The following is a 22167-nucleotide window of genomic DNA, read 5'->3' on the forward strand; positions in this document are numbered from 1 at the left end:
CTTGAAAGCGCTAACCCAAGAAACGCCGCCCGTTGACTCTTCGCGCGCCTACAGGTCTCTCGTCCATGGGCTGCGGCGACTCATCGACGAACGCCAGCAGACCCCGAATATCGAGCCAGGCCGCCAGTCGATCCCGCTCGAACCCCCGCTCCAGCTCATCGCCTTGTTCGTCCGCCAGCACCGGTATCCGCGTGCCGTAGCGCTCGATCAGCGCATTGCTATCCGCGATCTCGACCCGCTCGAGAACGATGTTGTCCGTCCCGATACGTGAAAGCTCCGCCTCGAGCTGCTCACATAAATGGCAGCCCAGGGTGGTATAAAGCGTCAGTTGTCTCATGAGGCCTCGCGATGACGCATCAGAAAACAGTGATGCAGATTGGGGCGGCGTTGGAAATCCGGATCGAAGGTCTGAGCCGAAATGTCTTCTACCGCGTAGCGTTCGAGCAGGGCATCATCCAATTTGAAACGCCGCTGGTTGTTGGAGAATATCAGCGTGCCTTCCGACGCCAGGCGGGCCATGGCCAGGTCCAGTAGCCGGCCATGATCGCGCTGGATATCCAGGCTCTCTTCCATCTTCTTGGAGTTGGAGAAGGTCGGCGGATCGAGAAAGATCAGATCGAACTCGCTGCCGGCGGTTTGCAGCCAGTGAAAGCAGTCCTCTCGCACCACCCGGTGGCGGCTGGGATCAATGTTGTTGAGCGCCAGATTGTCCCGGGCCCACTCTAGGTAGGTGTTGGAAAGATCCACGCTCACGCTGTCGCTGGCACCGCCCCCTTTACTCTGCTCTCCAGTACCGATAGCGGCCTGCACCGTAGCGGTGCCGGTATAGCAGAACAGATTGAGAAAGCGCTTGCCGGTGGCCATTTCGGCGATCCGACGCCGCACCGGTCGATGATCGAGAAAAAGCCCCGTATCCAGATAGTCCCGTAGATTGACCCATAGCACCGCATTGCCCTCCCGCACCTGGAAACGCTCGCCGCTGCTGTCGCGCTTCTGGTACTGGGCCTTGCCGGTCTGGCGTTCGCGCTGCTTGAGATAAATATGATCAGACCGCACTCCGAGCACCTCGGGAATCACCCCCAGCGCATCCATCAAACGGCGCTGGGCCTGGGCGGCGTTGACGGATTTCGGCGGTGCGTACTCCTGGACATGTACCCGGTCGCCATACACATCTACCGCCAGAGCATACTCCGGCATGTCCGCATCATAAAGCCGATAGCAGGTCTCGCCGCTCTGCTTGAGCCACTTCTTGAGGCGCTTGCGGTTCTTCTCCAGGCGGTTGGCAAACATCTGCGCGCCTTCCGAGTGCCTAGGTCCGGACTCGGCTTCGAACGCGGACTTGCCATCATTTCGAATGTGAGCCGGATCGGTCTCGATTGACGCCGAGTCGGCAACGGGGATATCGATCATCAGCAGTTTGCAGTCTAGGGCGCCATTCTTGAAGGCGTACTGCTTGCGAGCGCGTAGCCCGGTACGATGGCCAAGCTCCGGGTTGCCGGTGAACAGCGCCAGGACCCAGCCAGGAAACTCACGCCGAACCCTTTCCCCTAAGCTTGCATACAGAGGCACCAACTCCGGCAATTCGCCGATACGCTCGCCATAGGGCGGATTGGTAATCATCAACCCTGGCCCAGCGCAATTCTCCGGTCGGCTCAGTTGGGCCACGGCGCCGCCACGAAAGTCAATCAGCGCGGGAATGCCGGCGCGCATGGCGTTACTCTTGGCGGCGGATAGCGCCTGGGGGCTTTGATCGATGCCGTACAGCGCCGACTTGATTCGCCGTCGCCCAAGGCTTGCCCGGGCTTCGGCTTCGCGCTTGAGCTCTCGCCACAGCGCGTCATCGTGCCCTACCCAGCCATGCAAGCCGAAGCGCTCCCGATTGATATTCGGTGCGATATCCGCCGCCATCATCCCTGCTTCGATGACCAGGGTGCCGGAGCCGCAGAGCGGATCGATGAGCGGCTCGCCACGCTTGGCCCGGGCCGGCCAGTCCGCCCGCACCAGCAGCGCCGCGGCCAGATTCTCCTTGAGGGGCGCATGGCCCGGGTCACGACGATAGCCGCGCTGATGCAGGCTGGTACCCGCCAGATCGATGCCCAGGGTCAGTCGGCCACGATGCAGATGCACGAACAGGCGAAGATCCGGCTGACGCAGCTCTACCTGTGGACGCTCCTGACCGGCTTCGCGTAGCGCATCCACCACCCCATCCTTGACCGTCTGGGCACCGAAACGGGTATGGCGAATGTGCTCGGACTGACCGTGGAAATCCACCGCCAGGGTCGCCCCCGACGCCAGATGCCGGGTCCAGTCGATACACTTCGCTACTTCCTGAAGGGCTTCCGGCCGCACGATGCCTTCCTCTCGTGCAAGGCACAGCACGATGCGATTGGCCAGTCGGGACCATAAACAGGCGCGGTACGCCACCTCGAGGGTGCCCTGAAAATAGATCCCGGCCACGGTGCTTTTGCTTGCCTGCCCGCCCAAACCCGAAATTTCAGCGGCGAGCAACTCCTCATTGCCTTTGGGACAGGTAGCGAAGAAGGTCATCGTGGCATTTTCTTGATGCTCAGACATGGCGTATGAATCCCGGCATGATGCGCTTTGATCCTGTGTTTTCTTGCCAGTAACGGAGGTGTAACAAATTTAGTCTCGACAAGGCTTAGTAAATTAGTCTAAACATTGAGTCTAGTAGCTACTAAAAAACGCATGCGTTTCTTGTCCGGACTCGGGAATGATGCAGGGAATTTTCCCTGTATTCCTGATTAGTTTTTCCTGAGTCCAAATTTCGATCTTTTAGTAGTGAGGTCATCCGATGAAACGACAGAAACGTGATCCCTTCCAGCGTGCGTATGTCCACGGTTACAAGGCTGGCATGGGGGGCCGCTCCCGAGATGATTGTCCCAGCCAAGATATCAATATTCGCGAATACTGGATGAGCGGTTGGCGTGAAGGTCGTGGGGATCAATGGTCGGGAATGACAGGCGTTTCCGGTATCCATAAAAACCCCATGGTGACTTGATTCTGGAACAGCTTTTCCGGTTCATTGCTTAGCGCAAATGTTCAGCGAAAGGATCGGTTAAAGAGCCCCATTAAGGCCCGTGTTTCTATCACGGGCCTTTCTGATTCAAGGTAGTCTACATCGAAAAGCTTGATCTCCTGACGCTATTTCTTGTCCACTTGCAGCGCTCGGACACATTCACCGATCAAGCCGGGCCCCTGATAGATGAACCCGGTATAGAGCTGCACCAGATCCGCCCCTGCCTCGCATTTTGCTTTTGCTTTCTCGCCGCTATCGACACCCCCTACACCGATGATGGGCATATTCGGCAAGTGGTGGCGCAGTTCACGGATCACCCGGTTGGAGGCCTCGAACACTGGCACGCCAGACAGACCGCCCTGCTCTTCTGCATGAGGCAACCCTGCGATCGCTTCGCGAGAGACGGTGGTGTTCGTGGCAATCACCGCATCGATGGCATTGGCGGACAGCGCTTGGGCAACGAGACCTACTTCTTCGGCATCCATGTCCGGAGCGATCTTGACCGCCAGGGGCACCGGTTTGCCTTTTTGCCGATCCAGGCGCGAACACTCCTCTCGCAGCGCGCCTAGCAGTGCATCGAGATGCTCACCAAACTGCAGATTACGCAGCCCCGGTGTATTGGGTGAGGAGATATTGACGGTAATGTAGTGCGCGTGAGGATGTACTTGGGTCAGACAGGCCAGATAGTCATCGACAGCCTTTTCCACCGGGGTGGTCAAATTTTTGCCAATGTTGATGCCGATCACACCCTCGTAACGGCTCTTGCGGATATTGGAGATGAGATGATCGACACCGGCATTGTTGAATCCCATGCGATTGATGATGGCCTGACGCTGGGGCACACGAAACATGCGAGGACGCGGATTCCCCGGCTGAGCCTTGGGGGTCACCGTGCCGACTTCGACGAAGCTGAATCCCAACGCCCCAAGAGCATCGAGATGATCCGCGTTCTTGTCCAGTCCTGCCGCGAGTCCTACCCGATTGGCAAAGCGCAGTCCCATCAGCTCCACAAATTCGTCGCTGTCATGGCGCTGTTGCCGAGCATTCAAGACGCCCGCACGGTATAGAAAATTCAGGCTCTTGAGAGAGAGCTCATGCGCCCTCTCCGGATCGAGGCGAAAGAGCAACGCGCGGGCAAGGCTATACATCAAGGATTCCTGCTACAAGTAGCTGTCACAAATGCCTACTGGTTATCGAGCTGCTGTACTCGCAAGGTGTAGTTGTTGGCTCCGCTGCCAGCCCTTCCGAATTTCTGCCCCTTGACCCATACGGTATAGCGACCTGGCGCCAGCCGTGTCTCGATGTCGAAATCGCCTTCGAACCCTTCTGCCTTGTCGCTGGCGACCACATTGCCATTCGAATCCAGCACCTTGGCTTCAAGACGATAGTCCGTTTCGCTACCCACGAAGGTAGAGCTGGTAACGGAAACGGTACCCGCCTCGGCCACATTGAAGCTGAGCACTTCGCCCTGGGTACGAATATCGATATCCGCCACGAGCTCGTCAAAAGCTTCGGGCTGCTGTGAAGAGCCCTCTAGCTGCGATGAAGAGACTTCCTCATTCCCGGCATTGCCGAGACTGGAACTATCTTGGACAGCGACACCGCCGTTGGCGCTCGCCTGGGGGGGCGGCACGTCAAGTGCACTCTGTTGCTGAGAAGACAAGGACGGTGGCGCCCCGTTTCTCATCACACTTGCCGACCTGGAAGTTCCATCATTGGGCACATTTTGTGGCGTATTTGCAGAGGGGCTCGTTCTGGGGGCCGCGATAGTGGCCACTGCATCATCGTTATTGACGAATCCCGTCGTACGCCCATCTTCTCCGGGCCCAGCGAACTGGATGCTCGAACCGCCATCGATACCGCTGGCATTCGTGTCCAGGCGTTTGCCTTGGGCATCGAGCCCCGCAACCGAAACGGTGTAGCTATTGCCATCTACTGCTTCACTGCCAAATTTGTCCGCGTAGACGCGTAATACGTAATCGCCTGGCTCGAGTTCCTCTATCAGTCGCAATCCGCCATTCTGACCGAGCGCTTTTGCGCTCGCCAGTTCGTTGCCTTGCGCGTCCAGCAGCGTTGCGTCAATGCGATAGTCGTTGGAATCACCGACGAAAGTTTCGCTGGTAAATACGTAGCGCCCTGTCTTATCGACGGTGAAGGCGTGCTCATGAGTGCCACCGAAACCAAAGCTCTGGCTTCGGGCATCCGTGCGCGCGGTAAAGAAACGGCTGATATCGACCTTCGCCGCGGCTTTTTCAGCACGCTGTAGCGCCGGACTGTCCGCTAACGTGGGCAATGTTACACTGGCTAACCCCAGCGCCACGGCGACAGGAAGTGCACGATATTTCATGAAGCCTCTCTACAATGACATTAAGGAAATCGCTGACCTAATTGTGGCACAGCATACCAGAGAACCGTATACGCATCCCTTTAGTAACAAAAGCGTTTCATGCGGTTCACTCGGAAGAAAATGCAGAAAAAAGGCCTCTGCCCGAACCATGCCGAACAGAGGCCTTTCATTGCATCAGCTACTCGCTGATCAAGTTTTTCTATTCACCTATTCACTTCACCTATTCACTCGCCTTCCGGCACCGTTCAGATTTCGCTATTGCTTTCCGAAAGATCGACCAGCTTGCGAATCGCCACGGCAAACAAGGCAAAGCTCGGCTGAGCACCTGTGTTGATTTCATGGATCAGTTTACTCCAGCGCTCGTATAGATCCGCATGGCGCTTGACCCACTCCTTCACACGGGGTTCAGCTTCCTTCGGCGCCTCTTCCAGGTTCAGCACGTTGACCGTGAGCGCCAGCTGCTGACGATCAAGGTCGTCACGGAAGGCTTCCCGGGCCTGGGCCTGCCAGCTGTCGTGTACTTCGAGGGCGTTGACCTGATCCGTCATCCAGGGCAGGTCCAGACGCTGGCCCAGTTCGTAATAGACATCCGCCACCCGCTGAATCTTCTCATCGGTCTGACGCGCCGCGCCGATGATGCCAAGCCCTGCATAGAGTTGATTGGTCGCTGCGACGACATCCGCCAAGGCCTTGGGCACGCCGGCCTTCTCGAGATCATCGCGACGCTTTTTCCAGGCCTTGAGATCGTCTCCACTCAGTCGTTTGCCGATGCTTTCCTGAAGCTGCTTCAGGCGCGGCTCGAAGTACTCGACGTTCTCCTGCACCGACTGACTGGAACGCTGACGCAGGAACCAGCGAGCCATGTGATAGATCAGGCTTCTCAGTTCGAGCATCATGCGGTACTGCACCTGACAATCGACTTTGTTGTCCAGCGCCTCGATCTGGTTCCACAGGCTGCTCAGGTTGAAGCTGTCCCGCGCCATGATATAGGCCCGCGCAATCTCGGCGCGCCCCGCCCCGGTGGTATCGATCAGGCGCCTGACGAAGACGATGCCCATGTGGTTGACCAGATCGTTGGCGATCTGGGTGGCGACGATCTCTCGCTTGAGGCGATGCTCGTATAACTGCTCGCTGAAGCGCTCGACCAGCACGTCCGGGAAAGCTGACTCCATGCAGGTCTGGACATAGGGATCATCCGGCACATTGGATTCGATCAGATCGCCCTTCAAGGTACTCTTGGCATAGGAGATCAACACGGACAGTTCCGGCAGGGTCAAGCCCTCGTCCGCGTTGGAGCGCTCGATGAGCGCTTCGTCCTCCGGCAGGAACTCGAGTTCCCGATCGAGCTGACCGCTGGCCTCGAGTTCGTTGATGAAGCGCCGATAAGGCCCCATGTTCTGCTTGGCGAGAATTACCGACAAGGAGAGCGCCTGAGCCTGACGATAGTTGCTGGAGAGCACCAGCTTGGCGACATCCTCGGTCATATCCGCCAGCAGCTTGTTACGCTGCTTGTCGGTCATGTCGCCCTGCTTGACGATGTCGTCGAGCAGGATCTTGATATTGACCTCCTGGTCCGAGCAGGTCACGCCACCGGCATTGTCGATGAAGTCGGTATTGACCCGCACCCCGCGCCAGGCCGCTTCCATGCGGCCCCGCTGGGTCATGCCCAGGTTGCCACCCTCGCCGATTACTCGGCAGTTGACTTCGCGGCCATCGATTCGCAGACCATCGTTGGCCTTGTCTCCCACGTCCGCGTTCGATTCCTCGCTCGACTTGATATAGGTCCCGATACCGCCGTTCCAGATCAGATCGACCTTGGATTTGAGCATGGCACTGATCAGATCGTTGGGCGAAAGCTTGTCCTGCTTGATGCCGAACACATCCTTCATCTGCTTGGTAATGTCGATCGACTTGGCGCTGCGCTTGAAGACCCCACCGCCTTCCGAAATCAGGGCGCTATCGTAATCTTCCCAGCTTGAGCGCGGCTTTTCGAACAGGCGCTTGCGCTCCTTGAAGGACTTGGCCGCATCCGGAGACGGATCAACGAATATGTTCATATGGTTGAAAGCACCGACCAGACGTATCTTGTCGGAGAGCAGCATGCCATTACCAAACACGTCCCCGGCCATGTCGCCGATACCCACCACGGTGAACTCGTCTTCCTGCGTATTCACACCGAGCTCACGGAAATGACGTTTTACGGATTCCCAGGCGCCCCGGGCCGTAATAGCCATCTTCTTGTGATCGTAACCATTGGCACCACCAGAGGCGAAGGCATCACCCAGCCAATGGCCGTACTCGAAGGAGATCTCGTTGGCGATATCGGAAAACGAGGCCGTGCCCTTGTCCGCCGCCACTACCAGGTACGAGTCCGCTTCATCATGACGCACCACCGCCTCTGGAGGCACGACTTCCCCGCCCTTGAGGTTGTCGGTGACATCCAGCAGGGCACGGATGAAGAGCTGATAGCAGGCAATGCCCTCTTCTTGAACAGCATCACGATCGGCATTCGGCGGCATGCGCTTGCACACGAAACCGCCCTTGGCGCCTACCGGCACAATGACCGCATTCTTGACCTGTTGAGCCTTTACCAGCCCGAGAATCTCGGTACGGAAATCTTCGTGGCGATCCGACCAGCGCAGCCCGCCTCGAGCTACCTTGCCGCCGCGCAGATGCACCCCTTCGACCCGTGGCGAGTAGACGAATATCTCGAAGACCGGCCGCGGCTTGGGCATGTCGGAAATCTGGCTCGGTTCGAGCTTGTAGGCGATGTAGCTCTTGGACTCACCGCCATCAGCGCGCTGGTAATAATTGGTGCGCAGCGTTGCCTGGATCAGCTCGATATAACGGCGCAGCAGTAGATCGTCGTTGAGACTCGCCACCGTATCGAGCAGTTCGTTGAGCCGCTCAAGGCAGGCGTCCGCTTCCTTTTCCCGCTGCTGCTGCTCCGGATCAAAGCGTAGCTCGAACAGGGTGACCAGCTCTCGAGTAATCTCGGGATAGCTTGCCAGGGCATTGGCAATATAGCGCTGGGACAGGCTGAAGCGTATCTGCTTCAGATAGCGGGCATAGCCGCGCAGCATGGCCACTTCGCGCCAGTTCAGGTTGGCGCCGATGATCAGTCGGTTGAAGGAGTCGTTCTCTGCTTCGCCGGTCCAGATGCGCCGGAATGCATCGACGAAGACGTCCCGCATCTCCTGCAAGTTGACGATCTCGCTAGCGTGATGCTCCAGAGCAAAGTCATGAATCCAGAAGGAGCGATCTTCGGCGTGAATACCGTAGGGCCGCTCTTCCATCACTCGCAATCCAAGGTTCTCCATGACCGGCAGCACATCGGACAAGGGAATCGGGTTTTCCTTGTGAAACAGCTTGAGATTGATACCTTCGACGTCCTCTTCCACCAGACGGTAAAGGCTCAGGGAGATGGGGGCCCCCTCTTCGAGTTCGTCGATATGATGCAGATCGTAAACCGCCGTACGCGCTGTGAAGTCATCCTGATAGCTCCCCGGGAAGGCGTCGCGATAGCGGTTGAGCAGCACATTGGCTTGCTCTTCGCCGAAACCCTCGACCAAGGCACTCTGCAGATCGTCCTTCCAGCTGCGCGCTATCGACTCGATCTTCTTCTCGAGTCGCCGTAAATCGTACTCGACTGGCTGCTCATCGTTGAAGCGCAAAATGTATTGAATCCGCGCCAGTACCGATTCGGAAAGGTAGGTGTTGAAGTCGCCGAACTCTGCATCGAGTTCTTCGCACAATAGCTTTTGTATGCGCACCCGAAGAGCCGTGGAAAATACATCCCGAGGCACGAAGACCATACAGGAATAAAAGCGTCCGAAACGATCCTCCCGCACGAACAGACGAACCCGGCGACGCTCGCGAATACTGAGAATGCCAAGGGCGGTATCCGTGAGCTCTTGGGTATCGATCTGGAATAGATCGTCTCTGGGAAAGACCTCGAGGATGTTCATCAACTGCTTGCCGTTGTGGCCACCGGGATTGAACCCGGAGGCCTTCAACACCGTATTGATCTTCTTGCGCAGCATCGGCACGTTGCGCGGTGAATCGTTGTACACCGTGGCCGCATAAAGCCCCATGAAACGGCGCTCACCCACGATATTGCCCTTGTCATCGTAGCGATCGATGATGATGTAATCCGGATAGGCGGGGCGGTGTACCCTGGCATGATGAGCGCTCTTGGCAAAAGAGATCAATTCCGGCGTGTGGACATGTTCGTCCACGATATTCTTTTCACTGCGAAGGTGTTCGCGATAGCGAGGCTGGTCGAGTTTGAAAACACCGAGATCGCTACCCTCGACATGGTGAAGCCCTTTGCTGCTTTTGGCCTTTCTCTTATTGCCATTGACCTCGTATTCGTCATAACCAAGGAACGTGAAGTTATCGTCGATCAGCCATTCGAGAAAGGCGAGGGTTTCCTTGTAATCCGCGGCATCGACCGGCTCGGGACGTGCTTTCTTTAGCTCATCGAGCGCGGTCCGAGCCTGATCGCGCATCGGCTCGAAATCCTCGACGGCGGTACGTACATCCACCAGCACGTCTTCCAGGCTGGTTTCAAGCTCCTCGAGTACCGCTTCATCGGAATGACGATCGACTTCGACGACGATGATCGATTCCCGGTTTTCCGGGGCATTCTTGGCATTGACTGAGGTGGCTCGAACCAGTTGATGATGGTTGTCGCGTTCTACCGCCAACACTGCGTTGTGAATGGCGTGCACCGTGATACCGCGGCGGTTGAGCTCGATTCGCACAGAATCGACCAGGAACGGCATGTCCTCGTGTAGTACGCCGACTACCGTATGGGTGGACTGCCAGCCATGTTTTTCGAAGTCCGGATTGTAGACGCCGACCTTGGGCTGGGAAGGGTCATGTTGTTGAATGAAGTGCCAGATCGACAGTGTCGCGCCGTAGACGTCGTCAAGATGGCGTTCATTTAGATCCTCGAGAGGCGCATTGGCGTAGAAATCCTCGGCGAAAGCAGCGATCGTCTTCACCTTGTCCTGGGGCAAGCGCTTCTTGAGCTGCTCCCTCAGCTGCGCCAGAAATTCTTTCTTGTCATCGATTGCGACGTGTTGCATCAATCACCTCGGCTGCTTCCGGACGCCATTTGCGGCCGGTAAATATTCATCGGCGCAGCTTGGTAGGCTGCGCCTTTACGTGGGTACGAGTTTACTCTAGCTTACCTGGTTGCCCCTATCGACATGCCCGCTTCTTCATGGCGCATGTCGTACGCGCATTACTCTTTGCTGAAGCACCACCAGAAAAGAGAACCGCCAAGGCTTATACACGCCGTTCGAGCAGCACACCGCATTCGCAGTGATCGGTCCATGGAAACTGGTCGAACAGCGCAAAACGCGCGATAGCATGAGTATTATTTAGCTGTTCGAGGTTGTTCAGCAGCGTCTGGGGGTTACAGGAGATATAAACGATGCGGGAATAGTCGCGCAGCTGTTCACAGCTATGTTCATCAAGCCCTGCGCGGGGGGGATCGACCAGCACCGTGGTGAAGGCATACTCTTCAAGTGCCATGGCGCTTACCCGTCGTCCTTTTCTTTCACCCAGCGTCTCGCCACTCTTGTCGTCGAGCTTTTGATTGGCCAGAGCTTGAGCGAACTCCTCGGCGGACATACGCGCCACCACTGCGTTGTCGATCCCGTTGGCTGTCAGGTTGATCTGGGCCGAGGCAACGGCGGTACGGGATATTTCAGTGGCCAGCACTCGGCGAAAGTTCTCCGCCAGGGCCACAGTAAAATTGCCATTGCCACAGTAGAGCTCCACCAGATCCCCTTGCTGACTGCCTCGGGTCACGTCCCTGGCCCAGGTCAGCATCTTGCGGTTGATCTGGGCATTGGGCTGGGTAAAGCTGTTTTCCACCTGCTGATAAACGAACTCACGCTCATCGTCCAACGCAAGTCGCTCCCATACATGATCCCGTTCGAGCACGCGCCGCTGCTTGCGAGCGCGGCCGATGATCATTACATCCAAACGCACCTGCAGTGCTCGCGCCTTTTGCTCCCAGTCATCATCGAGAGCACGATGATAGATCAGGGTAACGAGCGCTTCGCCGGCAAGTGTCGTCAGAAAATCCACCTGGAACAGCTTGTAGCGCAGCGCAGGATCGTCACGCAGCGCCTCGATCAATTGCGGCATCAGCTCGTTGATACGTTGGCTTGCCACCGAGTACTGATCGAGCCGAACGATCTTCTTGCTGCTTGGATCCTCTGCATCAACCTCGAACATGGCATAAAATAGATCGTCACCTTCATGCCACAAGCGAAATTCGCAGCGTTGGCGAAAGTAGCTGGGAGGCGAAGCAAACACCTCCAGCGACGGTGGATCGAGATGGGCAAAGCGGCGAAGGATGATGTCGCGCTTGGCCTCTAGTTGCTGCGAGTAACGTTCGGGTTCGACGACGGGTACGGCCACGCAGTCTCCTCGATAAAGTGATGGATGATAAAGATGTCCGCGTAATGGCTCAATCCAGTGACAATGGCAGCGAGGATGCCCGCAAAGACTGTAAAGAGGCAAAGCCATAGGCTTCGAGCACCTTGGCCAGCGCCGGGTCCGGAGCGCTGCTCCAGGCGAATTCTACGCCCCCTGCAGGCGCGATCCCGGTGATGACCTGTGCCACACGCCGAGCGATAGCGTCACCGGAATCGATCCAGGTGACTGGGCGCGGTGCGCAGGCATTCAGCTCGTCACGCAGTAGCGGGAAATGGGTACAGCCCAGCACCACGGTATCGAGTTCGGCAGCGGTCCAGAAAGGCGTCAGCTCGCGGTTCATTTCACCCCTATCGACCGCCAGCCCCCGAAGCTTGCGCTCGGCCTGAGTGACCAGGGAGTCCGCCGCTACTCGAATGACACGGCAGTGGGCGGCAAAATCCTGTATCAATCTCTCGGTATAAGGACGACGCACTGTGGCCGAGGTTGCCAGCAAACCGAAGGTATCACTGCGGGTCGCCATCGCTGCAGGCTTGATGGCGGGTACCGTGCCGATTACCGGGATACTCAAGCGCATTCGCAGTTCGCGCAGAGCCAGGGTGCTGGCCGTATTGCAGGCGATGACCAAGGCGCTTGCATTACTTGCAGCTACTGCAGCACAGCAGACATCGGCAATACGTGCCACCAGCCAAGCGTCCGGTTTGGTGCCATAGGGCAGCATGGCATTGTCACAAAGATAGGCCAATGCAGCTTCAGGCAAGTGGCGACGTATGGCCACCACGACCGATAGGCCCCCAACACCCGAATCGAAAACAAGGATCGGTCCGCTCATCTGATTCCACGTCCGCGAATGTTTGCGCATTTTAAAAAATCATTACACAAATGTCTGCAAGATCGATGATTCGTCAAATGGCGACACCTTGCATTCAGCCGAATCTGTTCGCGATTTGGCTATTATTAAAACGTCAGAAACGTTAACAATTAATACCATACTGGCAGCATACGCCAGCAGCAATGTAAATTAAAAGCAACTTAAATAAATAAACCTCACTGCAAATGTCGCCTTAAAGATACAGACAGTATTTTACATTAAACAACTTTAATTTCTTAATGTGTCAACAATCCTCTTCAATATTGAACCTCTCGTTACAGCAGCATGGAAAACAAAAGACACTTTACGTCTACTTAAATTGACATGACAATATTTTGCAATAAACAAAAACACTGTTTCTAATTTTAATAAGTTGCCAACAACCACATTAAATATTAATGTCTCGCGGCCGTTTTAAATTGCATTGCCCTCCCGCTACAAAGGATAGATATAGTGGCTACAAAACGAATCCCTAAAACCGATATTACTACAATATGCTTGCACTGGGCGCTGGTTGTAACGCTAGTATTTAGCCTCTTGACTGGCTTCAGAATTGCCGTGGACAAACCCGATGCCACCTTGGCACCATTACTCAGCGGCATACTTCTACAGGGCGACGTGATCCAATGGCACAGCTGGACTGCCCTGGCCCTAGGTGCCGTCATGATTGCCTATATCATCTTCTTAATTAGAGCACGGCTGACCAATCGAGTCTCGGTAAGTGCTGGGCAACAGCATGGATCAACGTCTAACAAACGTCACTCTCGATTAAAGAAAATAAACATACTTATTTATTGGATGGCATTCATTTTGCTCTTCCTGGCAGCAATAACCGGGCTAGTGCTCTATATCGCACCGGGGCTACTCCCTTATTGGCTAATCACGGATACGCATCAATTACTTGCCTGGATCATAATTGCTTATGTTTTTCTGCACGTTATCGCTCAACTGGCACTTGGTGGCGTTCCTCAACTTCTAAAAATCCTGAACCCTACGGCTGCTTACGGTGCGGCGGCAATTAGTGCCATTGCAGTAGCAGGTGCCGCCGCTGCGGGCGTTTATGCACTCGACCGTAATGTCATTGAAGATTTGCCTGTCACCCAGACCCAAACCGCCCCTGTGATCGATGGCAAGGGCAATGATGAGGCCTGGGCCGGCGCTCCAGCAGTCACGATTGCTACTGGCCGAGGTGTCAATAGTCCTGCCGGGGAAGACGTCACCGTGCGCATGGTTCACGACGATGAAACGCTCTATACGTTGTTCGAATGGCCGGATTCGACGCGCAGTCGCAAGCATCTACCGCTGCAGAAAACCGAGCAAGGTTGGCAGGTGCTGCAGTCCCAATACGGTATCAATGATGAAAACGACTATTACGAAGACAAGTTCGGCGTCATGTTTGCCACCTCCTCGGCGATAGCCGGTGCCGGAACTTCGCACCTCGGCCCCAAACCGCTTGCCAACAAACCGGCGCCAGCCAATGGACGTGGCCTGCACTACACCACGGATGACTCCCTGGTCGATGTCTGGCATTGGAAATCCGTGCGTACTGGCGCCGTAGGTCAGATCGACGACAACTACTTCGGCCCCCCTATGGAACCCAATCCGGAAAAGGATCGCTATACCGGCGGCTATACCCAGGACCCCAAGACCGGGGGTGGCTACACCTCGAACTGGGAAAGTTTCGACACCGAATTCGTCACACCCAAACGCTTACCCAAGGACCCTGGCTTGATCGAGGGTCTGCAGAGCGCCTCTCTCGATCCAGAAACGAGCGATGAAGGCCAATTCTGGATGGCCATGGACGACACCATTCCCTACAGCAAGGAAGCGGATACCTATCCGGTGGGTACGATCATGCCCTCGGTGCTACATGACGGCCCTACCCAGGGTGATCGTGGCCAGGTTCACTCCGCGGCCAAGTGGCATGATGGGCGCTGGACCCTGGAGGCCGAGCGCAAACTCGATACCGGCTCGAAATTCGATGCGGCCTTGAGCCAAGACACCCCGCTCTATATGTGGGTTGCCGTATTCGATCACACCCAGACACGCCACAGCCAGCATCTGCATCCCGTGCGCATGATCATGCGGTAACGCGAAGCGAAGGAAAACATAGTGAAACAGATTACAATAGAACAGTGGCCACACCCGGTCGAGGTTTCGAAGGGCACGATACTCGATGCAGCGCTCAAGGCTGGCGTCCCCTATCCTCACGATTGCCGCTCCGGCGAGTGCGGTCAGTGCAAGACGCAGCTAGTGCAGGGCGAAGTCCGCCACGACCCTTGCCTGGCCGATGCATTAAGTAGCGAAGAGCGAAAGAACGGGCTCGTACTCGCCTGTCGCTGCCAACCCAAGACGGATATCGTCGTATGCTGGCAGGCGACGGATGTGCAGCTACCCATCTTTGCCCCTGCCAGCCATCGAGCAACAGTTCACGAGATAGAGCGGGTTTCGCGCTCCGTGGTTCGGCTCTGGTTGACCCCCGACGGCGCCCCGATGAAGTTCATGGCGGGCCAGTACGCACGCCTGCGGATTGGCGACCTGCCGGCACGCTCCTACTCCATGGCTAACCTGCCTGGCACCGACCTACTGGAATTTCATATCGCGCACCTGCCCGAGGGTGTGGTCAGCGATCACATTGCCCAGCACCTGCAACCAGGCGATGCCGTGCACCTGGAAGGCCCCTTCGGCACTGCCTATCTGCGAGATGAGCATGAAGGTCCGCTTCTAGCGGTGGCGGGGGGCACCGGTCTTGCCCCCATTCTGGCGATCCTGCGCAGTGCGTTGTCCAGGCGACCGCAGCAGGTCATTCATCTCTATTACGGGGTCAGAGAGCGTGACGATATCCACGCCGAAGAAGAGCTTGGGTGGCTGGCCGAGGCGTATCCCAACCTGCAAGTGCATATCGTTCTAAGGGGGTTCGCCCAGACGGGAAACCGGCAGATGAACGACTCGTCAACGGGCTCTTATATCCCGGAAACATACCGTCATGGCACCCTGCATCAAGTCTTCGCGGCAGATTTCGACTCCTTGGCCGGCATTCCGCTGTATATCGCCGGTTCACCGGGGCTGGTGGAAGCGGTCAGAGAGATGGGCATCGTCAAAGGCGTCTCACCTGACGACATTCATGCAGACGTCTTTCGTGCCGAACCCGGCACCGTCAGCCGCTCCAAGGGTAATCTGGTCAAGCGCTTCATGAGCCTTTTATCCTAAAAAAGCGTTGAATGGCCCGGGCAGGAATTCGTGTCCAGGGGTTGTCGGCAAACCAAATACTGTTTATTTTTACAGTATCAATTTGCCGACACTTTCCCCTGGAGATTACATGTCCATCTGCCACTTTGCCTCCACGACCTCTAGAGATAGAAGTTCCTTTAGCGTTGGAGAGCGACGCGGTGCCAGTGGCTTTCCCTCCCCAGCGGATGACTACCTAGAAGCGCCGCTGGATCTCAACCAGTACCTGATCCCCCGTCCGGCTTCGACCTTTTTCATGCGGGTATCAGGGAGCACCTTGAACAATGACGGCTTTCATGACGGCGACTTGCTGATCGTTGATCGCTCTCAAAAGGCCATGCCAGGCCAATGGCTGGTGGCCGTCGTCAATGGCGAACTGGCCTTGTACCGGCTGGAAAGCCAAGGCGCGCGCTGGTGGCTGCGCGGCGGCGACTCACGCCAGGCATGCTTACCCCTGGAAGGCAACGATGACTGCCGCCTATGGGGGCTGGTTTGCCATGTCATTCACGACTGTCGCAGACCGGGCTGAGCATGTACGTCCTTATCGATTGCAACAACTTCTTCGTCAGCTGCGAGCGCTTGTTCGATCCCGCCCTGGAAGGTGTTCCGGTGGGGGTATTGTCGAACAACGACGGTTGCGTGATTGCGCGCTCCGAGGAACTCAAGGCGCTTGGCGTCGCCATGGGAATGCCCGCCCACAAGATTCCTGTTGCCCAGCGCCAGAAGCTGGTACTCAAATCATCCAATTATGCACTCTATGGCGATCTTTCGGGACGCGTGCAGCGTGTGCTGGCCCAACGCGTACCCGCCCTGGAACCCTACTCCATCGACGAGTGCTTTCTCGATCTTCGTGGCATGAACGGCGATCTCGAGAAACTGGGATGTGACCTGGTAAGACGGGTGGAACGCGAAGTGGGGCTGCCCGTCTCGCTGGGTATCGCCCCGACTCGCACCCTGGCCAAGCTGGCCAATCATCAGGCCAAACGCATGCCTAGCCGGCCCCAGGTATGCATCTGGCCGGATGCAGCGGACTCGGCGCTGGATCAGCATCTGCGCCAGCTGCCGGTCAAGGAAGTGTGGGGCATCGGCGCGCGGCTTGCGCTGCAACTCAGCGATCTGAAAATCGACACTGCCGCCGATCTGCGCGACGCGCCCGAATCCTGGCTGCGCAAGCGTTTCAGCGTGGTGGTGGCGCGCACGGCGCGGGAGTTAAAGGGAACAGCGTGCATGGAAGCCCAGGATCTGGAGTCTCCGCGCCGCAGCATCCTGTGTTCGCGCTCCTTCGGCCGTCTACTGAACGATCCCGAGCAACTCGGAGAGGCATTGCGTCATCATTGCCAGCGCGCCGGCGAAAAGCTGCGCCGGGACGACATGCTTGCAGGCGCCGTGGGCGTCTTCTTGCGCACCAGCCAGCATAATCCTGGGCCACAACAGCAGCATCCACTATGGACGACATTGCCATTCCCGAGTGCCGACACGGTGCGACTCAATCGTCAGGCCCAACTGCTGCTGCAAAGGCTCTGGCGACCCGGATATGCCTATCAGAAAATGGGCGTCATGCTCGGTGAATTGAGTCCGCGGCGCCATAGTCAGCCGTCTCTGCTCGATGGCTGCGAACCAGGACGTCAGGAAGCCCTGATGCAAGCCTGGGACGCCATTCGTCAGCGCTACGGGCGCGAGGCATTGACCCTAGGCGTACAACAGCGACAGAGCGCATGGCGCATGAACAGCCGCCACCGCTCCGCGTCCTACACTACCCGGTGGGACGAACTACCCAACGTACGCTCAGGCTGATATCGCAAGCTATCTCGTCCTGATTACTGCTATTCCCGGTCGAAGGGAGACGGCGCCTCCTTGAACTCCGCATACAGTTGAGGGTAGGCCTCTTGTAGCTGCAAGAGACTCGACTCCGCACCGTCGGGAAGCATCTTGAGCAGGCGCTGTTGATCCTCATCGGTCAGATGCTCACGGAAGAGTGGAAATAGCTGTTCGCGCTCGGCGCGCAGATAGGTACGATGCGCATCCAGATAGGCCTTGAGATCGTCGGCAAAGCGATCCATGGGCACGACGGCGTCCATCAGGATCATGTCGATGTTATCGGATAGCTGCTTGAGACGTTCGTGCAGCGCCTGATAATCCGTAGCCAGGCGGCCGCTCAGTTCGTCGGCTTCGGGCACCTTGGCCAGCAGATGCTCACTGTAGAGCCGCTCCAGGGGTATGGTGAAGGTATTCATATAGTCGAGAATGTAGTCCACGACTTCCCGCACCAGTTGGAAATCGGGACGCTTACCATGGGCCAGCGTTCTGTGCTTGAGGGCCAGTACATGAAGCAATCGCGCCATGTTGGCATGATCGCGTCGCAACTGAGTCAGCATGGGCATGGCAATACCTCCTTCTGCTGAGGGCTGAGCAGAGTCAAAAAAATGCGATTTGAGATGCGCTTTCTCGACTCGAATGTTTACCCTAGTCGTTACTTGCTCATTACGCTCGCCAAAATTGTCGCCAAGCGTTTATCGTCCGTCCAGTTCAGACGCAATCGATCACTCAGATTACTTCAGCACGAGTCATTTTCATGGATCTGTTCAGTCAACATGCCCAGAGCGACAGCGCTCCCCTGGCCTTTCGCATGCGCCCCCGCAGCCTCGAGGATTACACGGGGCAACAGGCGCTGGTCGGCCCCGACAAACCCTTGCGCCGCATGGCCGAAAGCGGCGTATTGCGCTCGATGATTCTGTGGGGCCCCCCAGGCGTGGGCAAGACCACCCTGGCGGAGATTCTGGCCGAGGCCTCCGGGGCTCAGCTGGAGCACCTCTCTGCCGTCATGGCAGGGGTCAAGGAGATCCGCGCCGCCGTGGAGCGCGCCCGGGCCGCCCAGAGCCAGCAACGCCCCACGGTGTTGTTTCTCGATGAAATTCACCGTCTCAACAAGAGCCAGCAGGACGCCTTGCTGCCACACGTGGAATCCGGCTTGCTGACGCTGATCGGGGCCACCACGGAAAACCCTTCTTTCGAAGTCAACTCTGCCCTGCTGTCCCGGGCTCGGGTCTATGTACTCAAGAAACTCGATGACGACGAACTTCGCCAAGTGCTGCGCCATGCCTTGGACGATGAGGAAAACGGACTTGGCAAGCGCCGCATCCAGGCCGATGAAGAGGTGCTGGCTACCCTTTCCCGGGCCAGCGGTGGCGATGCAAGGCGCGCCCTTGGTCTATTGGAAACCGCTTGCGACTTCACTAAGGTCGAGAACGGCAAAGAGTACCTCACCAACGACGCCCTCGAAGAGGTGATCGGGTATCAGGCCAGCGCTTTCGACAAGCAGGGCGATCACTATTACGATCTGCTCTCGGCAATCCACAAATCGATCCGTTCCTCCCGACCAGATGCGGCACTGCTGTACATGGCGCAGTTCATGCAAGGCGGTGGCGACCCGCTGGATGTGGTGCGACGCTTGACGGCCATCGCTTCCGAGGATGTGGGCAATGCCGAACCTCGCGCCCTGCCCCTGGTCATCGCCGCCTGGGACGCCTATCTGCGCCTGGGGGATTACGAGGGCCAGCGGGCCATCGCCCACGCAGCCATTCATCTGGCGGTCGCCCCTAAGAGCAATGCCATCGAACGCGCCTGGCAGGGAGCCAAGAAATTCGCCAAGGAACATCCAGACCTGGAAGTGCCTGTCTATCTGCGTAATGCGCCGACCAAGTTGATGGCCTCCCTGGGCCATGGCGAGGGCTACCGCTACGCCCACAAGGAACCCGAGGGCTATCCGGCGGGCAGCGCTCACGATTGCTGGCCGGAGGGATTAGCCAAGACCCGCTTCTTCGATCCCAGCGAACACGGCCAGGAAAAGCGTTTCAAGCAGATGCAGGAATACCGCGCGCAACTGGACGAGCAAGCCGACAAGCACTCCTGAACGCTGCAAGGCCCTGCCAGGATTCAAAAGCTCCCGCCAGGACTCAAAAGAAAAGGAATTTTTCATGCCCCTGAAGTACACACCGGCTTTCAGCGTTGCAGCTTCCTTGCTCAGCTTAGCGCTATTGAGCGGGTGCGCTTCGTTACCCGGACTCGAAGAGCGGTCGCCCTCCTCCTTTCTGCCCATCGACGAAGCCCGAGAAACGCGGCTCGGCCAGGCAGCCAGCGAACGTGCTGCCCGGCATCTCGGGGTCAGCGGCCTCTATCTGCTCGACGATCCGCGTGGTGCCTTTGCCGCCCGGGCGCTGCTGGCTCAAGCTGCCGAGCGCACCCTGGACGTGCAATACTACATCTGGGAAAACGACCTGACGGGAACCTTGTTGATACAGGCGCTGCTTGATGCCGCTCGCCGCGGAGTCCGAGTACGCCTTCTGCTGGACGACCTTGGCAACAGCCTGCCGGACAATCTGCTGGCGGCCTTGAGCGAACATCCCAACATTGAAGTGCGCCTGTTCAACCCCTTCAAGTATCGCAAGTTCAAGTACCTGGGGTTTGTCACGGACTTTTCCAGAGTAAACCGGCGCATGCACAACAAGTCCTTCACCGCGGATAACCAGGCCACTATCGTCGGTGGCCGCAATGTCGGCGATGAATATTTTGGTGCCACAGACGGCACGCTATTTTCCGATCTCGATGTGCTGGCCATCGGGCCGGTGGTACAGGAAACATCTGGGGACTTCGATCGCTACTGGGCCAGCGGCTCGGCCTATCCTGTCCGGGGTCTACTTGCTGACGCCGCCCCTGACACGCTGGAGAACCTGTGGGCGCGCACCGCGCATATCAAACAGCAGCCCAAGGCGCAGACCTACCTCAAGGCACTCGAGGAAAACAGTACCGTCACGCAGTTACTCGGCGGCGAGCTCGATCTTGTCTGGGCGCCTACGCATCTATTGAGCGACGACCCCGCCAAAGGGCTTGGCGAGGCGCCGCAGAAGGGCCACTTGATCGATCAGATATCCAGCATCATTGGAGGCAGCGAACGCTCTCTTGATATCGTGTCCGCCTATTTCGTGCCTACCAAGCATGGCACACGATTGCTGACTGGCCTGGCCAACCGAGGCGTGAACCTCAACGTGCTCACCAACTCGCTGTCGGCCACGGATGTGGCGATGGTGCATGCAGGCTACGCCAAATGGCGTAAACAACTGCTCGCGGCAGGAATATCGCTCTTCGAGATGACGTCTGATGAAAAGAACGCTTCTCCCAAGGCCAGCCCCGCGCCCTTGAGCAGCTCCAGCACGAGCCTGCACGCCAAGACCTTCGCCCTGGATGGCGAAACGCTTTTCATCGGATCTTTCAACTTCGATCCCCGTTCGGCGACGCTCAATACCGAACTGGGGTTTCTGATCGAGGACGTAGGCCTCGCCCAGGCCTTGCATCGCACCTTCAACGATAAAATTCCTGCCCGGGCCTATCAGGTCAAGCTCAGCGAGGAGAACGATCTCTACTGGGTCTCCAGAGTAGATGGCCAGAACAAACGCTACGACACCGAGCCCAACACCTCCTGGTGGAAGCGTCAGTCCGTCAAGTTTTTCGCGTTGCTACCCATCGACTGGTTGCTGTGACGGGTTGATCGCTGATTCTCAGCGGGATTCGCGAATCACGTCCACGCCCTCCGGAATCTCGAACTCGAAGGTGGATGGCTCGATCGATTGATTGTGCTGCGGATTCTGAAAGCTGATGGCCGTCTGCTGCCCTGTGCTGTCGTTCATGCGCAGCCCTTTCAACTGCTCGGAATGAAAGACGAGCTTCAGCTGCTCGAACAGGGTATCGGGGCTTTTAGGTATCAGGCTGAAGGTTTCGGTAGCCCCCTGCTGCTGGCGTGCCACCTCATAATCGTCCGCCAACGCATCGGCACTGCCGGACAACAGCAGCGCGGGCGTATGGGTTACCCGGGTATCCAGAGGCTGTACCGTCACTTGCGATAGATCGGGATCGTACAGATAGATCTCTTCACCATCGGATACCACGACCTGCTTGTAGGGCTCATCGACTTCCCAGCGGAACTTGCCTGGGCGTGCCAGCAGCATGGAACCCTCCGCGCTCTGAAGACGAGAGCCGGAACTATCGAGAATCTGCTGCTCGAAACCCGCGGAATAGGTTTCGAGAGGTTCGAGCAAGCTCGTAAGCCGCGAAGCGGCCTGCTCGTCGGCGCTTACGGCCAGCGGCACCATCAGTGCCATTCCCATTGCCGCCAGTCTGCTTGACACCTTCATGCCTGCTCCTTTGTACACTATCTAATTTACGGCTATTGATTGC

The 22167-nt window shown here is 57.4% G+C and carries 16 protein-coding genes; 7 read left to right on the forward strand and 9 right to left on the reverse strand.

Features of this window, described 5'->3' with window-relative positions:
* Positions 1-10 precede the first annotated feature (10 nt).
* Both H7850_RS11950 and rlmKL read right to left on the reverse strand, forming a co-directional pair.
* A complete protein-coding gene (locus tag H7850_RS11950; protein WP_227369764.1) occupies positions 11-337 on the reverse strand; it encodes a glutaredoxin family protein in 327 nt (108 codons plus the stop codon).
* Positions 334-2574 carry a bifunctional 23S rRNA (guanine(2069)-N(7))-methyltransferase RlmK/23S rRNA (guanine(2445)-N(2))-methyltransferase RlmL gene (gene rlmKL, locus H7850_RS11955; protein ID WP_227369765.1) on the reverse strand — a complete coding sequence of 747 codons (2241 nt, stop codon included), beginning with the start codon at positions 2572-2574 and terminating at the stop codon, positions 334-336. Before rlmKL ends, H7850_RS11950 begins: the two co-directional genes overlap by 4 nt.
* Before the next feature lie 238 nt (positions 2575-2812).
* Here rlmKL and rmf point away from each other — a divergent pair, with 238 nt between their 5' ends.
* Positions 2813-3019: a ribosome modulation factor gene (gene rmf, locus H7850_RS11960; RefSeq protein WP_082140338.1), complete on the forward strand. Its 207-nt coding sequence runs from the start codon at positions 2813-2815 to the stop codon at positions 3017-3019.
* A gap of 143 nt (positions 3020-3162) precedes the next feature.
* On the opposite strand, the gene H7850_RS11965 is transcribed toward rmf, so the two are convergent.
* The 5 genes from H7850_RS11965 to murI all read right to left on the reverse strand — a co-directional run bounded on the left by H7850_RS11965 (position 3163) and on the right by murI (position 12672).
* Positions 3163-4185: a quinone-dependent dihydroorotate dehydrogenase gene (locus H7850_RS11965; RefSeq protein WP_227369766.1), complete on the reverse strand. Its 1023-nt coding sequence runs from the start codon at positions 4183-4185 to the stop codon at positions 3163-3165.
* Positions 4186-4220: 35 nt separating this feature from the next.
* On the reverse strand, positions 4221-5384 hold the full coding sequence (locus H7850_RS11970) for a hypothetical protein (RefSeq protein ID WP_227369767.1): 1164 nt from the start codon (positions 5382-5384) through the stop codon (positions 4221-4223).
* Positions 5385-5629: 245 nt separating this feature from the next.
* Complete coding sequence (locus H7850_RS11975; protein WP_227369768.1) at positions 5630-10477, reverse strand: NAD-glutamate dehydrogenase; 4848 nt, start codon at positions 10475-10477, stop codon at positions 5630-5632.
* Positions 10478-10679: 202 nt separating this feature from the next.
* Positions 10680-11825 carry a tRNA (uridine(54)-C5)-methyltransferase TrmA gene (gene trmA, locus H7850_RS11980; protein ID WP_227369769.1) on the reverse strand — a complete coding sequence of 382 codons (1146 nt, stop codon included), beginning with the start codon at positions 11823-11825 and terminating at the stop codon, positions 10680-10682.
* 49 nt (positions 11826-11874) lie between these two features.
* Entirely contained in the window at positions 11875-12672 is a 798-nt protein-coding gene (gene murI / locus H7850_RS11985) for a glutamate racemase (protein WP_227369770.1), read from the reverse strand.
* Positions 12673-13164: 492 nt separating this feature from the next.
* Between murI and H7850_RS18255 the strand changes: the two genes are divergently transcribed.
* The 4 genes from H7850_RS18255 to H7850_RS12005 all read left to right on the forward strand — a co-directional run bounded on the left by H7850_RS18255 (position 13165) and on the right by H7850_RS12005 (position 17733).
* Positions 13165-14802 carry an ethylbenzene dehydrogenase-related protein gene (locus H7850_RS18255; RefSeq protein WP_227369771.1) on the forward strand — a complete coding sequence of 546 codons (1638 nt, stop codon included), beginning with the start codon at positions 13165-13167 and terminating at the stop codon, positions 14800-14802.
* Between the two features lie 21 nt (positions 14803-14823).
* Positions 14824-15921, forward strand: a complete 1098-nt coding sequence (locus H7850_RS18260) for a 2Fe-2S iron-sulfur cluster-binding protein (protein ID WP_227369772.1) — start codon at positions 14824-14826, stop codon at positions 15919-15921.
* 109 nt (positions 15922-16030) lie between these two features.
* Complete coding sequence (locus tag H7850_RS12000) at positions 16031-16468, forward strand: LexA family protein (protein WP_227369773.1); 438 nt, start codon at positions 16031-16033, stop codon at positions 16466-16468.
* A gap of 2 nt (positions 16469-16470) precedes the next feature.
* Positions 16471-17733 carry a Y-family DNA polymerase gene (locus tag H7850_RS12005; protein WP_227369774.1) on the forward strand — a complete coding sequence of 421 codons (1263 nt, stop codon included), beginning with the start codon at positions 16471-16473 and terminating at the stop codon, positions 17731-17733.
* Positions 17734-17762: 29 nt separating this feature from the next.
* Here the strand turns inward: H7850_RS12005 and H7850_RS12010 are convergent, their stop codons facing one another.
* The gene (locus H7850_RS12010) at positions 17763-18314 is read right to left on the reverse strand and encodes a hemerythrin domain-containing protein (protein WP_227370020.1); all 552 of its coding nucleotides are present in this window, start codon (positions 18312-18314) and stop codon (positions 17763-17765) included.
* 197 nt (positions 18315-18511) lie between these two features.
* Between H7850_RS12010 and H7850_RS12015 the strand changes: the two genes are divergently transcribed.
* Complete coding sequence (locus H7850_RS12015; RefSeq protein ID WP_227369775.1) at positions 18512-19849, forward strand: replication-associated recombination protein A; 1338 nt, start codon at positions 18512-18514, stop codon at positions 19847-19849.
* A 64-nt stretch (positions 19850-19913) separates the two neighbouring features.
* Positions 19914-21473, forward strand: a complete 1560-nt coding sequence (locus H7850_RS12020) for a phospholipase D family protein (protein WP_227369776.1) — start codon at positions 19914-19916, stop codon at positions 21471-21473.
* 18 nt (positions 21474-21491) lie between these two features.
* On the opposite strand, the gene lolA is transcribed toward H7850_RS12020, so the two are convergent.
* The gene (lolA, locus tag H7850_RS12025) at positions 21492-22124 is read right to left on the reverse strand and encodes an outer membrane lipoprotein chaperone LolA (RefSeq protein WP_227369777.1); all 633 of its coding nucleotides are present in this window, start codon (positions 22122-22124) and stop codon (positions 21492-21494) included.
* Positions 22125-22167: the final 43 nt, after the last annotated feature.

The sequence above is a fragment of the Halomonas sp. M20 genome, from assembly GCF_020622265.1.
GTDB lineage: Bacteria > Pseudomonadota > Gammaproteobacteria > Pseudomonadales > Halomonadaceae > Modicisalibacter.

Coding starts and splice junctions, on each gene's coding strand:
- H7850_RS11950 (WP_227369764.1), bottom strand. CDS start 337: ATGAGACAACTGACGCTTTATACCACCCTGGGCTGCCATTTATGTGAG.
- rlmKL (WP_227369765.1), bottom strand. CDS start 2,574: ATGTCTGAGCATCAAGAAAATGCCACGATGACCTTCTTCGCTACCTGT.
- rmf (WP_082140338.1), top strand. CDS start 2,813: ATGAAACGACAGAAACGTGATCCCTTCCAGCGTGCGTATGTCCACGGT.
- H7850_RS11965 (WP_227369766.1), bottom strand. CDS start 4,185: ATGTATAGCCTTGCCCGCGCGTTGCTCTTTCGCCTCGATCCGGAGAGG.
- H7850_RS11970 (WP_227369767.1), bottom strand. CDS start 5,384: ATGAAATATCGTGCACTTCCTGTCGCCGTGGCGCTGGGGTTAGCCAGT.
- H7850_RS11975 (WP_227369768.1), bottom strand. CDS start 10,477: ATGCAACACGTCGCAATCGATGACAAGAAAGAATTTCTGGCGCAGCTG.
- murI (WP_227369770.1), bottom strand. CDS start 12,672: ATGAGCGGACCGATCCTTGTTTTCGATTCGGGTGTTGGGGGCCTATCG.
- H7850_RS12000 (WP_227369773.1), top strand. CDS start 16,031: ATGTCCATCTGCCACTTTGCCTCCACGACCTCTAGAGATAGAAGTTCC.
- H7850_RS12005 (WP_227369774.1), top strand. CDS start 16,471: ATGTACGTCCTTATCGATTGCAACAACTTCTTCGTCAGCTGCGAGCGC.
- H7850_RS12010 (WP_227370020.1), bottom strand. CDS start 18,314: ATGCTGACTCAGTTGCGACGCGATCATGCCAACATGGCGCGATTGCTT.
- H7850_RS12015 (WP_227369775.1), top strand. CDS start 18,512: ATGGATCTGTTCAGTCAACATGCCCAGAGCGACAGCGCTCCCCTGGCC.
- H7850_RS12020 (WP_227369776.1), top strand. CDS start 19,914: ATGCCCCTGAAGTACACACCGGCTTTCAGCGTTGCAGCTTCCTTGCTC.
- lolA (WP_227369777.1), bottom strand. CDS start 22,124: ATGAAGGTGTCAAGCAGACTGGCGGCAATGGGAATGGCACTGATGGTG.